The following is a 12,428-nucleotide window of genomic DNA, read 5'->3' on the forward strand; positions in this document are numbered from 1 at the left end:
CGGCCGGTTGCCCGTCAGCGCACTTGGTCGAGGAGGCGCTTGCATTCGAGGAGGTCGAACAACGCTTCCTGCAACAGCGCGCGATTGTCCCGCGACAGTTTCGAAGCGTCCGGCTGGACCGGGCCTTCCTCGTCGCTCTTGCCAAGACCGAAGAAACGGCGGCTGGGCTTGACCCTCGGCTGGCCAACCAGTTCGTCATCTCCGCCGCGCGGCTGCGCTGCCGCCGTCAACGGCACCTGGTCGGCCTGCTTTCGTTGCGAGATCGCCTCGACGGCGGCCATATCGCCATTGCCGATGGCAACCAGGAAATGGTTGCCATTTTCGCGCAACAGCTTCTGCACGCCCTTGATGGTGTAGCCCTGGTCGTAGAGCATATGGCGAATGCCCTTGATCAGTTCGACATCCTGCGGCCGGTAGTAGCGGCGGCCGCCGCCGCGTTTCATCGGCTTGATCTGGTTGAAACGCGTTTCCCAGAAGCGCAGCACGTGCTGCGGCAGATCGAGGTCTTCGGCGACCTCGCTGATGGTGCGAAAGGCGTCAGGGCTCTTGTCCATGGGCGAAATCCTCACACTGGAGCATGATCCCGGGACATGGGAACCGGCGTTCGAACGAGATTCCCTCGACAGGAGGGGAGCTCATTCCGGCTGCGCGTAACGATCACGCGGAACACCAATCCGGCCATGTTGCCGAATCGGGTCTCATTTCAGCGGTTTGTGAGGCAATATTCAAGCCCGGCATCATCGCAAGGCCTGTTTTCAACCGTGCATTTGCAGCGAGCCTACTTGCCGCCCTTTGCCTTGCCGCTCTGGTGGGAGCGCAAGATGCGGTTCTTCAGCACGTTCGACGACTTGAAGGTCATCACCCGGCGCGGCAGGATCGGCACCTCTTCGCCGGTCTTGGGATTGCGCCCGATGCGCTCGTTCTTGGAGCGGACGTGGAACGTCGCGAAAGACGACAGTTTCACCGTCTCGCCACGGACGATCGCCTCGCAGATCTCGTCCAGCACCGCCTCGACGAGTTCGGCCGATTCAGTGCGCGACAAACCTACCTTGCGGTAAACGGCTTCGGCAAGGTCGGCGCGCGTAAGTGTCTTTCCCCCCATGCGACCGTCCCATCAGCTCAAACATAAAATCGATACAACAGCCGCAGAGCCTAAGTAATTGATCCGGCAAGGTCAAGGACCGAACCGGACCGTTCGGCACTTACCAGCGAAGCAGAACCGCGCCCCAGGTGAAGCCGCCGCCCATCGCTTCCAGAAGCACAAGGTCGCCCTTTTTGATGCGGCCATCGGCAACAGCCACGGAAAGCGCCAGCGGCACGGAAGCAGCCGAGGTGTTACCGTGCAGATTGACCGTCACCACCACCTTTTCCTCAGCTATCCCGAGCTTCCTGGCGGAAGCGTCAATGATCCGTTTATTGGCCTGATGCGGCACGAACCAGTCGAGGTCGTCGGCGGTGATGCCGGCCTGCGAAAACGTCGCCTCGATGACGTCGGTGATCATGCCTACCGCATGTTTGAAGACCTCGCGGCCTTCCATCCTGAGGTAGCCCACCGTTCCCGTCGTCGAAGGCCCGCCGTCGACAAAGAGCTTGTCCTTGTGCGCGCCGTCGGAGCGCAGGCTCATCGCTAGCACGCCGCGGTCGGCAATACTGCCGCCCCCTTCACCGGCTTCAAGAACCAGGGCGCCGGCGCCGTCGCCGAACAGTACGCAGGTCGAGCGATCGGTCCAGTCGAGGATGCGCGAAAAGGTTTCCGAGCCGATCACCAGCACGCGCTTGGCCAAGCCGCCGCGAATATAGAGGTCGGCCGTGGTTACCGCATAGACGAAGCCCGAGCATACCGCCTGCAGGTCGAAGGCAAAGCCGTGATGCATGCCGAGCCGGTTCTGGATCTCGACGGCCGTGGCCGGAAAAGTATTGTTGGGCGTCGAGGTCGCCAGCACGATCAGGTCGATGTCTCCGGGCGTCAGGCCGGCATCGGCGAGCGCTGCGCGCGCCGCCGCCTCACCCAGCGAAGCGGTGGTCTCGTCGTCGGCCGCGATATGGCGCTGGCGGATGCCGGTGCGCTGGGCGATCCACTCGTCCGAGGTTTCGACCATGCCTTCAAAGTCGGCATTCTTCATGATGCGGCGGGGCAGCGCGGCGCCCATGCCGCGCACGACTGATCTGATCAAAGTTCTTTCCTATTCCTTTGCGTCGCTGACGACGTCGGATTTCCTAGATGTCTGGGCATGCGGATTGCGCGCATGGAACAAGTCCAGGTCGGCCTCGATGCGGTCGAGCAGATTGTTGCGCACCATATCGTAGCCGAGTTCGATGGCGGCGGCGAAACCATCCGAATCGGCGCCGCCGTGGCTTTTCACCACAATGCCGTTCAGCCCCAGGAAAACGCCGCCATTGGAGCGGCCGACATCCATCTTTTCGCGCAGGCGATCGAACGCGCCCTTGGCGAAGATATAGCCGATCCTGGCCATCAGCGTACGGCTCATCGCCGCCCGCAGGTAGCCGCCAATCTGGCGCACCGTGCCTTCCGCCGTCTTCAGGGCGATGTTGCCGGCGAAGCCTTCGGTGACGACGACGTCGACCACGCCCTTGCCGATATCGTCGCCCTCGACGAAACCGTGATAGTTCATCGAGGCCATATTGGCTTCACGCAGCATGCGCCCAGCCTCCTTGACCTCTTCCTGGCCCTTGATCTCCTCGACGCCGACATTGAGCAGGCCGACACTGGGCCGCGAGACGCCGAAGACCGATCGGGCCATGCCGGTTCCAAGGATGGCAAAATCAATGAGCTGGTGCGCATCCGCGCCAATGGTGGCGCCGACGTCGAGGACCACGCTTTCGCCGCGCAGCGTCGGCCAAAGTGCCGCGATCGCCGGGCGGTCGATGGTGGCCATGGTGCGCAGGCAGAATTTCGACATCGCCATCAGCGCGCCGGTGTTGCCGGCCGAGACGCAGGCGTCCGCCGTACCCGACTTGACCGCCTCGACAGCCTTCCACATCGACGATTTCCAGCGGCCATGGCGCAGCGCCTGGCTCGGCTTGTCGTCCATCCTGACGGCCACCTCGCAGTGGAAGAATTCGCTCACACCGGCCAGCTTGGGAAATTTGGCCAGTTCGGGTCGTACGGCCTCCTCCCGCCCGTAGATGACGAAGCGGACGTCGGGACGGCGGGTCGCGACCGTCATGAGCGCCGGAATGACCACGGCTGGTCCGTGATCGCCGCCCATGGCATCGATGGAAATCCTGATCACGCGGTATTCATCTCACGGTTTTGCTTAGGCGGCGGATCGTTTTAGTGATCGCGAAGGTTCGGCGAAAATAGCGGTTTTGGACATTCGCACAACCGACTTTTCCGTCGCGGGTGAGGTTTTCAGGATTTTCCCAACAGCGACCGCAGTTTCTGCTGAAATTCATTCTCCACCGGTTCGGCCTCGCGGCCGGCATCAAGCGACGCACCCGGCTTGCGCGGATAAGGATCGATGGCCAGTCCGAAGAACTGCTCGGCGAGTGCCCCGACATCGATCGTGTCGCCTGAAAAAGTTTCGGGACTGTCAGGTCCATCCGCGTCGAGCAGGATCTCGCCGCCGCCTTCGAATCCCTGTCGTCCAAGCTTGGAATCCTCGGGCAGGAACAGAGCCTCGAATGATTCGTCGATATGCGCCCCGACCGGATCGAGCGTGACGATACAGGCCTGGGTGATGTCGGCCTCGACCCGGCCGCTGACCTTCACGCCATTGCGTTTCCACGGCGTCACCAGGAATTCGGCACGGTAGGCTTCGACCGAGAGCAAGCTGTGCTCTTCGGCGAGTGTCGCGCGCTGGGTGGCGTCGGCCTCGATGACCACCGGCAAGCCCTTCTGCGGCAGGCGGGCGACGTTGGCAAAAAACGATACCGGACTTTGCGGATCGGCGTGCTTCATCGATCTGCCTCCTGGGCGAGCGGAAAGGTCACCGTGCCGGAGACGATCGCCCGGCACGGCTGCGTGGCCAGCCGGTTGCGGGCATCGGCGACATAGTCGGACAGTCGTGACGCTTCCGCCCAGGCCGCGGCGTCGGGCCGGACATTGCGTGCAAGGGCGGCGGTGAGCCCATCATGATCATTGCGCTCCAATGCGTCGTCATAGGCGGCGGTGCGGCCATAAAACATCTTCGCCAGCTTTTTCATGCGCTTGGGCACTCCGACATCGCCAATGCCGAGTTCCCGCAGCGAATGGTCGACGTCGAGGAAAAACTCGTCGATCAGCACCTGCGCGATCTCCTGCGCCACGCCGTCTTCCCCACGCAGCCGGTGCTGGACCAGGAACATGTGCAGCGACAGCATCTCGAAACGCCCAAGCGGCGTGTCCGGCACACTCCAGTGGGAATAAAATACGGTCTGCCGCGCGGCCGCCACGATTTGTGCGTAAAGCGCGTCGGTGATGGCGCGGTTGGCGTGGCGTTCGCGACCAAAAAGGCGCTGGAACATGGGGATGGTCTCCGGGGACCGTTTGTTGAATTGGCCTTGTTGCATCGGCAAGCAAGCTGGTTTACCGGTTTTGCGGCCCAGCGCAAGTTGCGGCGATATAATGGAGAATTGTTGTTGCGCGCGCTGAATTTCAAGTCGACCTTCTCTTCCAGGCCCGCTGGCGCGATCTCGCTGCTGGCCATCATTGCGGCGCTTTCGGCCTGCAACAGTTCCAAGATGATCGGTGATCTGAACCCCAGCGAAACGCTGACGCAGGGGTATGTCATCGATCAGCAGGCGATCGATTCGGTGCCGGTCGGCTCAAGCCGCGAGCAGGTGCTGCTGGCGCTCGGCACGCCCTCGACGACGGCGACCTTCGACAATGAAGCCTTTTACTACATCTCGCAGACTCGCAAGCGCTATGTCGCCTTCGACAAGCCCCGGCTGATCGATCAGCATGTGCTGGCGGTTTATTTCGGGGCCGATGGGCGGGTCACCCAGATCGCCAATTACGGCCTGAAGGACGGCAAGATCTTCGACTTCATCTCGCGCACCACGCCGACTGGCGGCAAGGACCAGAACTTCCTCAGCCAGATCATCAACGGCGCCAGCAAGCTGGCGCCCGGCATTCCCGGCGGCGGCACTCCCTGATCTCAGACCCGCCTCCCCTTGGGGATGGCAGCACCATCTCAGGCGACCAAAAACCCGTGGGAGCGATCCCACGGGTTTTTGTTATCATGGGGCGGGAGAGGCCGGCTCGTGGGCGATGGGCAGACAGCGACGGCAGGACGCGGACGCAGCCGTTGAAATTCGTTTTCCGCGTTCCAAAACCGCCGTCAAATAAAAACCCGCGGGGATTGCTCCCCGCGGGTTTTCAATGTCGAGCTTTGCCGCTCAGCCGTGCGCCAGCACCGCCAGCAGCAGGAGCGCCACGATATTGGTGATCTTGATCGCCGGGTTGACCGCCGGGCCGGCCGTGTCCTTGTAGGGATCGCCGACCGTATCGCCGGTCACCGAGGCCTTGTGCGCCTCGGAACCCTTCAGGTGCTTGATGCCGTCCTTGTCGGTGAATCCGTCCTCGAACGACTTCTTGGCGTTGTCCCAGGCGCCGCCGCCCGAAGTCATCGAGATGGCGACGAACAAGCCGTTGACGATGACGCCGAGCAGAGAGGCGCCGAGAGCCGCAAAGGCCGACGCTTTCGAGCCCGAGATCAGCAGCACGCCGAAATAGACGACGAGCGGCGCCAACACCGGCAGCAGCGACGGGATGATCATTTCCCGGATCGCCGCCTTGGTCAGAAGATCTACCGCGCGCGCATAGTTCGGCTTGGACGTGCCGGCCATGATGCCCGGGTCGTCACGGAACTGCTTGCGCACCTCCTCGACGATGGCGCCCGCCGCGCGGCCGACGGCCGTCATGGCGATGCCACCGAACAGATACGGGATCAAGCCGCCGAAGATCAGGCCGGCGACGACGTAGGGGTTGGAAAGATCGAAGGAGACCTCGCCCATGCCCTGGAAGTAGGGATATTTGTCGCCATTGGCGGCAAAGAATTTCAGGTCGTTCGAATAGGCCGCGAACAGCACCAGTGCGCCGAGGCCCGCCGAACCGATGGCATAGCCCTTGGTCACCGCCTTGGTGGTGTTGCCGACCGCGTCGAGCGCGTCGGTGGAGTGGCGCACTTCCTTGGGCAGGCCGGCCATTTCGGCGATGCCGCCGGCATTGTCGGTGACCGGGCCAAAGGCATCGAGCGCGACGATCATGCCGGCAAGGCCGAGCATGGTGGTGACGGCGATCGCCGTGCCGTAAAGGCCGGCGAGCTGATAGGTCGAGATGATGCCGCCGACGATGACGATGGCCGGCAGTGCCGTCGATTCCAGAGAGACCGCAAGGCCCTGGATGACGTTGGTGCCGTGCCCGGTCACCGACGCCTGGGCGATCGAGTTGACCGGACGCTTGTTGGTGCCGGTGTAGTACTCGGTGATCACGACGATGAGACCGGTCACCACGAGGCCGATCAGGCCGCAGATGAACAGGTTCTTGCCGGTGATGACCATGCCGGCGACAGTGCCGACCTCGCCCCAGCCAAGCGTGGCCGAGGTGGCGACGCCCAAGCCCACGATGGACAACAGGCCGGTGACGATCAGCCCCTTGTAGAGCGCGCCCATGATCGAACCGTTGGAGCCGAGCTTGACGAAGAAAGTACCGACGATCGAGGTCAGGATGCAGGCGCCGCAGATAGCGAGCGGATAGAGCATCGCGGCACTCAGAACCGCGGTGCCGCCAAAGAAGATGGCGCCCAGCACCATGGTGGCGACGACTGTCACCGCATAGGTCTCGAACAGGTCGGCCGCCATACCGGCGCAGTCGCCGACATTGTCGCCGACATTGTCGGCAATGGTGGCGGGGTTGCGCGGATCATCCTCGGGAATACCAGCTTCGACCTTGCCGACCAGATCGCCGCCGACATCGGCACCCTTGGTGAAGATGCCGCCGCCGAGACGGGCGAAGATCGAGATCAGCGAGGCGCCGAAGCCGAGCGAAACCAGCGAGTCGATGACGATACGGTCATTGGGCTGAAGCCCCATGAAATGGGTGAGGATCAGGTAGTAGATCGACACGCCAAGCAGGGCAAGGCCGGCAACAAGCATGCCGGTGATGGCGCCCGACTTGAATGCGATGTCGAGGCCGGCGGCAAGGCTGTTGGAAGCGGCCTGTGCCGTGCGAACATTGGCCCGCACCGAAACATGCATGCCGATGAAGCCGGCCGCGCCCGAAAGCACGGCCCCGATCAGGAAGCCGATCGCGGCGGTGATGGACAGCAGCCACCAGGCGAGCAGCAGCACGACCACGCCGACGATGGCGATGGTGGTGTACTGGCGCGCCAGATAGGCTTGCGCGCCCTCACGGATGGCGGCGGAGATTTCCTGCATGCGTGCATTGCCCTGGTCCGACGCGAGGACCGAACGTGTCGCCCAGATGGCGTAAAGGACAGAAAGCAGGCCGCAGGCGATGACGGCGGAAATTATGGTCATGCCGGGTTTTCCTCGATTGCTGGCCCAAAAGAACCCCTCCCTGGGCCGTTGAGACAAAGACGGAATCCCGTGCGCGGAATCCCCCTCTTCGCAGCGGTGTATGCGAAACAGGGCCGCGAACGTCAAGATATTGTTCGGTTTTTGCCCGGCTTTCGCCCAAAAGAGCCAGACGGCGGCAGGTGTCGCCATGCCGCTGCTGCTTTATATCGATTGAAATCACGGATCAGCACTCAGGTTTGGCGCAGATCACCGTCTGGCTGGATGACGAAGATCAGCACCGCCAGCATGGTCATGTAGAACATGAATGCCTTCTGCTGGCCGTTCCAGATGCTCGATTGCCACATGGCGAACCACTCGCCGCCCACCACCATAAATCCAAGATACCAGATCAGGAATCCCATCGTCGCGGCGATAACGGCGAATTTCTTGGCATCGTTGAAAACCTCTCCGCTGGCATTGCGCGCTTGCCACAGGTTCCAGGCCGCGATCAGGTAGAGCAGACAGGTCAGCGCCTCGCCGGCGATGATGAGCCAGTAGCCCGTCGTCCATAGCGAGGGGTTGGTGATCGAGCGATACATCAGCGCGTTGCCGGGAAAGGTCGTGTCCATGCTCAGCACGTGCTGGACAAAGGCGAAGTTTGAGCCGTAATCGGTGACGTTGCCGAAAGCGACAAGAAAGGCGAAAGCCGCCAGACAGAGACACATGACGATCTTGGAGAAGCGCAAGGTCATGGCAAGAACTCCTGCTGAAGGATCGGGGCATCGGCCCAATCAATCGCCGAGTCCCGAAGATCGCGCAACTGGCAGGCGGGTGTTGATTACGCTCACGGCCAGCGCAAGACATTATGCCGGCAAGCAAGTCATCGCCGAACCCATCGAGGCGCTCCAGCTCGGCAGCGATTGCGCCGCGGGTGATCTTGTCTCGCTCGTGAAAGCCGGCACACAACACGACTTTGCCGTCATCTGCCGCCGCTGGATCTGCAAAGAGCAAGGCATCGAACTCGAACTGACGCTCGACCACCCTGCCCGTTCAAGTGGACGTTGAAAGATCGGAGCACCGGGACAGAAGCCTACTCGGCCTGACGCCCCATGCGCCGCGCGGCATAGCGTTCGACCGCCGACAATCCGTCATAGATCAGCACGGCCAAGGCGGCGACGATCAGGCCGCCCTGCAAGATGAAAGCGAGATTGTTGGACAAGAGCCCGGCAATGATCACCTCGCCCAATGTCTTCGCTGCAACCGTCGAGCCAATGGTGGCGGTGGCCAGGCTGATAACCACCGACAGCCTTATGCCGCCGAGGATGACCGGCGCGCTGAGCGGCAATTCGACCTTCAGCAGCCTTTGCCAACCGGTCATGCCGGCACCGCGCGCCGCTTCCATGACATTGCCGGGCAACGTCGTCAGGCCGGTCAGCGCGTTCTCGAAGATCGGCAGCAGACCATAGAGGAACAATGCGATCAGCGTCGGCTTCTCGCCGAACCCGACCGCCGGCACGGCAAGCGCCAGCACCGCCACCGGCGGGAAAGTCTGGCCGATATTGACCAGGCTGCGTGACAGCGGCAGGAATTCGGCGCCGGCAGGCCTGGTGACCAGGATGGCGAGCGCGACCGCCACGATGGTGGCGGCGAGCGTGGCGATCAGCACGGTGCGCAGGTGCAGCAGCATCAGCGTCAGCAGGCTACCCTGATTGTAGATCACCGGCGCGCCGTTCTCGGTCAGCGGCTTGAGCAGCGGCTCGAACCAGCCGGGACTGGTGACGAAAGCGACCAGCAGCACCACCAGCGCAAGCCTGAGCAGCAACGGCAGCCAGGCTTTCATGCCGGCCTCGCCGCACGCTTCACCAAGCCGTCGACGGTAACGCGACCGAGCGGCTTGCCGTCGGCATCCTTGACCGGCAGCGCCGGGCGGCCGGACCAGAGAAGTTCGGCCAGCGCGTCGCGCTGGCTGGCGTCGCCAGGAATCGCCTCACCTTCCGCCGCGCCCTTTTCGACTGCGTCGCGCACGCGGCCGAGCGACAGCAGCCGGAACGGTTTTTCGCTGGCGCCGACCAGGGTCTCGACGAAGCCGCTGGCCGGCCTCGCCAGGATCTCCGCCGGCCTGGCATATTGTACCAGCTTGCCGGCATCCATGACGGCGATCTTGTCGCCCATATGCACGGCCTCTTCCATGTCGTGGGTGACGAGGATGATGGTGGTGCCGAAGCGCCTCTGGATTGCAAGCAGGTCTTCCTGCGCCTTGGTGCGGATGATCGGGTCAAGCGCGCCGAACGGCTCGTCCATTAACAGCACATTGGGTTCGGCCGCGAGCGCGCGGGCGACGCCGACGCGCTGTTGCTGGCCGCCGGAGAGCTCGTGCGGATAGCGCGGCCCGTAGGCCTGCGGGTCGAGCTGGTAGAGCGTCATCAGTTCGTCGACGCGCGCCTTGATGCGATCCTTGTCCCAGCCAAGCAGCGCCGGCACGGTGGCGATGTTCTGCGCCACCGTGCGGTGCGGGAACAGGCCATGGCCCTGGATGGCGTAGCCGATGCTGCGCCGCAGCTCGTAGCCGGGCACCGAGCGGTTGTCGGCGCCGTCGAGCTTGATGACGCCGGAAGTCGGCTCGACCAGCCGGTTTATCATGCGAAGCAGCGTCGTCTTGCCGGAGCCCGAGGTGCCGACGATGACGCAAAGCGTGCGGGGCTCGATGATCATCGAGACTTCATCGACCACCGTGGTCGCATCGTAGCGCTTGGTAATGCCTTCGATCTCGATCATGCGGGGTCCGCCCTGCGCTTGGTTGAGGTCATTTCGATCACCGCGTCGAGAATGATGGCAGCAGCGAAGGCGAGCGCAACCGTCGGCACGGCGCCAAGCAGCACCAGGTCCATCGCGGTCTGGCCGACGCCCTGGAACACGAACACGCCGAAGCCGCCGCCGCCGATCAGGGCGGCGATGGTGGCGAGGCCGATGTTCTGCACAAGCACGATGCGGATACCGGTGAGGATCACTGGGAAGGCCAGCGGAAACTCGACGCCGAACAGGCGTTGGCGATCGGTCATGCCCATGCCGCGCGCCGCGTCATTGGCGGCACGCGGCACACCGGCAAGGCCGACCACGGTATTGGCGACGACCGGCAGCAGCGAATAGAGGAACAGCGCCACGAACGCAGGTGCCGTTCCGATGCCGCGGATACCGAGCGCGGCCGCTCCCGGCACATGCGCCGCCACCCAGCCGAGCGGTGCGATCAGCAGGCCGAACAGCGCGATCGAGGGAATGGTCTGGACGATGTTGAGCACGTTGAGCACGCCGGCGCGCAGGCGCTCGACGCGATGGCACAGGATGCCAAGCGGCAGGCCCAGTATCACCGCCGCCGCCAGCGAACCAAGCGCCAGCGTGACATGTTTGGCGCCCTCGGCCCAGAAACTGTCGGCACGGTTGAAATATTCCTTGAGGATCGAAAGGCTGTCCCAGGATCCCGATATGAGCAGCAGCCCGATGGCGAGCGCGGCAACGACAAGCACGCCGACACGTGACCAGGGAGACAGGTTCATTCTCGTCAGCACGTCGGCCAGCAGGAGGGTAAAGGCAAAGATCAGCAGCCAAAACCCGGAGGCCGGCGAAACGCGCGCGAAGGTATTGCCTGCCGGGGTCAGGAATGTCCCGGTGACGCCGATCAACAGCGCGAGAGCCGCCAGCGTGATCACGCTGGCGGCAAGGCGCAGGACGAGCGGCGTTTTCAGCAGCGCGACAAGCGCGGCTGCGACAACGATGGCCAAAAGCAGCGGGCCGGCCATTGCCGGAAGTGCCTCTACGATCGAGCGCGCCTGGCCGGGCACGATGCGATTGGCGCGGAACGTGGCGAAGGGTGCTACGAAAGCCGCATAGGCAGCGATCGCAGCGATGACCACGCCGAGCTTGTCGAAGCGGAGGGTCATGGGGCGCATCTGCGCAGAGCGGCGTCACCAGAACGCAATGCAGTTGCAGAATTGTGAACTCTGCGCAAGGCCAGCATCACGGTCAGCCAAGCGCTGTCTACTTCAAGAACCCGTTCTTTTTCAAAAAGTCTTCCGCCACACCCTTGACCGGCTCACCGCCGACCTGGACGCGGCCGTTGAGTTCCTGCAGCGTGATGAGGTCGAGCTTGGCGAAGACCGGCTTCAACAACGTCTCGATCTCGGGATGCTCCTTCAGCACCGCCTCGCGGATGATCGGCGCCGGCTGGTAGACCGGCTGCACGCCCTTGTCGTCATCGAGCACGACCAGCCCGGAGGGCGCGATGCCGCCGTCAGTGCCGTAGACCATGGCGGCGTTGGCGCCATTGGTCTGGTTGGCTGCCGCCGCGATGGTCGCGGCCGTGTCGCCGCCGGAGAGCGTGATCAACTGGTCAGGCTTCAACGTGAAGCCGTAGGTGGTCTGGAACGCCGGCAGGGCCGCGGCTGAATTGACGAACTCGGCCGAGGCCGCGAGCACCACCTTGCCGCCGCCGGCGACATATTTGCCGAAGTCGGACAGGGTGGCGAGCTTGTTGGTTTCGGCCACCTCCTTGCGCAGTGCGATCGCCCAGGTGTTGTTGGCCGGCGACGGCGACAGCCAGACGATCTTGTTGGCGTCGTAATCGAGCTTCTTGGCCGTCTCATACGCCTTGGCGGCGTCCTTCCAAACCGGGTCGTCGGTCTTCTCGAAGAAGAAGGCGGCATTGCCGGTGTATTCGGGATAGATGTCGATCTCGCCGGCGGTGATCGCCTTGCGCACCACCGGCGTGCCGCCGAGCTGGATGCGGTCAGTGGTCTTGATGTTGTTAGCGTTGAGGACGAGCTGGATGATATTGCCTAGCACGCCGCCCTCGGTGTCGATCTTTGAGGACACAACCACCTGAGCATTCGCCGATGCCGCCGTGATGCCGAGCGCGAGCGCCGCGCCAGCCAGAAGCTTGATTGAAAACATTGTGAAAATCCCTTGCTGTGAAC

The 12,428-nt window shown here is 63.3% G+C and carries 14 protein-coding genes; 2 read left to right on the forward strand and 12 right to left on the reverse strand.

The window, feature by feature from the left end; genetic code table 11:
* Positions 1-14: 14 nt before the first annotated feature.
* From LB547_RS05725 to LB547_RS05750, 6 genes are all read right to left on the reverse strand, one after another.
* Positions 15-554, reverse strand: a complete 540-nt coding sequence (locus LB547_RS05725) for a MerR family transcriptional regulator (RefSeq protein WP_140494005.1) — start codon at positions 552-554, stop codon at positions 15-17.
* Positions 555-778: 224 nt separating this feature from the next.
* A complete protein-coding gene (locus tag LB547_RS05730; RefSeq protein WP_140494007.1) occupies positions 779-1,102 on the reverse strand; it encodes an integration host factor subunit alpha in 324 nt (107 codons plus the stop codon).
* Positions 1,103-1,202: 100 nt separating this feature from the next.
* On the reverse strand, positions 1,203-2,174 hold the full coding sequence (locus tag LB547_RS05735) for a beta-ketoacyl-ACP synthase III (protein ID WP_140494008.1): 972 nt from the start codon (positions 2,172-2,174) through the stop codon (positions 1,203-1,205).
* A 9-nt stretch (positions 2,175-2,183) separates the two neighbouring features.
* Entirely contained in the window at positions 2,184-3,254 is a 1,071-nt protein-coding gene (gene plsX / locus LB547_RS05740; protein ID WP_140494009.1) for a phosphate acyltransferase PlsX, read from the reverse strand.
* A gap of 119 nt (positions 3,255-3,373) precedes the next feature.
* Entirely contained in the window at positions 3,374-3,922 is a 549-nt protein-coding gene (locus LB547_RS05745; protein ID WP_140515709.1) for a YceD family protein, read from the reverse strand.
* On the reverse strand, positions 3,919-4,467 hold the full coding sequence (locus LB547_RS05750; RefSeq protein WP_140624653.1) for a ubiquinol-cytochrome C chaperone family protein: 549 nt from the start codon (positions 4,465-4,467) through the stop codon (positions 3,919-3,921). Before LB547_RS05750 ends, LB547_RS05745 begins: the two co-directional genes overlap by 4 nt.
* Before the next feature lie 114 nt (positions 4,468-4,581).
* Between LB547_RS05750 and LB547_RS05755 the strand changes: the two genes are divergently transcribed.
* Positions 4,582-5,097: an outer membrane protein assembly factor BamE gene (locus tag LB547_RS05755; protein WP_140494015.1), complete on the forward strand. Its 516-nt coding sequence runs from the start codon at positions 4,582-4,584 to the stop codon at positions 5,095-5,097.
* Positions 5,098-5,340: 243 nt separating this feature from the next.
* Here the strand turns inward: LB547_RS05755 and LB547_RS05760 are convergent, their stop codons facing one another.
* Positions 5,341-7,482, reverse strand: coding sequence for a sodium-translocating pyrophosphatase (locus LB547_RS05760; protein WP_140521791.1), 2,142 nt, complete (start codon positions 7,480-7,482; stop codon positions 5,341-5,343).
* Between the two features lie 230 nt (positions 7,483-7,712).
* Complete coding sequence (locus tag LB547_RS05765) at positions 7,713-8,213, reverse strand: DUF2165 family protein (protein WP_140494019.1); 501 nt, start codon at positions 8,211-8,213, stop codon at positions 7,713-7,715.
* On the opposite strand from LB547_RS05765, the gene LB547_RS05770 reads away from it, so the two are divergent.
* Entirely contained in the window at positions 8,212-8,526 is a 315-nt protein-coding gene (locus LB547_RS05770; RefSeq protein ID WP_224655782.1) for a hypothetical protein, read from the forward strand. The two genes, LB547_RS05765 and LB547_RS05770, sit on opposite strands and share 2 nt — an antisense overlap.
* A gap of 25 nt (positions 8,527-8,551) precedes the next feature.
* On the opposite strand, the gene LB547_RS05775 is transcribed toward LB547_RS05770, so the two are convergent.
* The 4 genes from LB547_RS05775 to LB547_RS05790 form a co-directional block, all read right to left on the reverse strand.
* Entirely contained in the window at positions 8,552-9,301 is a 750-nt protein-coding gene (locus LB547_RS05775; protein ID WP_140494023.1) for an ABC transporter permease, read from the reverse strand.
* Positions 9,298-10,236, reverse strand: coding sequence for an ABC transporter ATP-binding protein (locus LB547_RS05780; protein WP_140583723.1), 939 nt, complete (start codon positions 10,234-10,236; stop codon positions 9,298-9,300). The genes LB547_RS05775 and LB547_RS05780 overlap by 4 nt, the downstream gene beginning before the upstream one ends.
* Entirely contained in the window at positions 10,233-11,396 is a 1,164-nt protein-coding gene (locus LB547_RS05785; RefSeq protein ID WP_140556991.1) for an ABC transporter permease, read from the reverse strand. Before LB547_RS05785 ends, LB547_RS05780 begins: the two co-directional genes overlap by 4 nt.
* Before the next feature lie 97 nt (positions 11,397-11,493).
* Positions 11,494-12,405 carry an ABC transporter substrate-binding protein gene (locus tag LB547_RS05790; protein ID WP_140515701.1) on the reverse strand — a complete coding sequence of 304 codons (912 nt, stop codon included), beginning with the start codon at positions 12,403-12,405 and terminating at the stop codon, positions 11,494-11,496.
* Positions 12,406-12,428 lie beyond the last annotated feature (23 nt).

The sequence above is a fragment of the Mesorhizobium sp. B264B1B genome, from assembly GCF_020165765.1.
Classification (GTDB): domain Bacteria; phylum Pseudomonadota; class Alphaproteobacteria; order Rhizobiales; family Rhizobiaceae; genus Mesorhizobium.

Bases quoted from the DNA above. Each gene is read 5' to 3' on its own strand.
- LB547_RS05775 (WP_140494023.1), bottom strand. From the start codon at position 9,301: ATGAAAGCCTGGCTGCCGTTGCTGCTCAGGCTTGCGCTGGTGGTGCTG.
- LB547_RS05760 (WP_140521791.1), bottom strand. From the start codon at position 7,482: ATGACCATAATTTCCGCCGTCATCGCCTGCGGCCTGCTTTCTGTCCTT.
- LB547_RS05730 (WP_140494007.1), bottom strand. From the start codon at position 1,102: ATGGGGGGAAAGACACTTACGCGCGCCGACCTTGCCGAAGCCGTTTAC.
- LB547_RS05790 (WP_140515701.1), bottom strand. From the start codon at position 12,405: ATGTTTTCAATCAAGCTTCTGGCTGGCGCGGCGCTCGCGCTCGGCATC.
- LB547_RS05785 (WP_140556991.1), bottom strand. From the start codon at position 11,396: ATGACCCTCCGCTTCGACAAGCTCGGCGTGGTCATCGCTGCGATCGCT.
- LB547_RS05780 (WP_140583723.1), bottom strand. From the start codon at position 10,236: ATGATCGAGATCGAAGGCATTACCAAGCGCTACGATGCGACCACGGTG.
- LB547_RS05765 (WP_140494019.1), bottom strand. From the start codon at position 8,213: ATGACCTTGCGCTTCTCCAAGATCGTCATGTGTCTCTGTCTGGCGGCT.
- LB547_RS05745 (WP_140515709.1), bottom strand. From the start codon at position 3,922: ATGAAGCACGCCGATCCGCAAAGTCCGGTATCGTTTTTTGCCAACGTC.
- LB547_RS05750 (WP_140624653.1), bottom strand. From the start codon at position 4,467: ATGTTCCAGCGCCTTTTTGGTCGCGAACGCCACGCCAACCGCGCCATC.
- LB547_RS05725 (WP_140494005.1), bottom strand. From the start codon at position 554: ATGGACAAGAGCCCTGACGCCTTTCGCACCATCAGCGAGGTCGCCGAA.
- LB547_RS05770 (WP_224655782.1), top strand. From the start codon at position 8,212: ATGGCAAGAACTCCTGCTGAAGGATCGGGGCATCGGCCCAATCAATCG.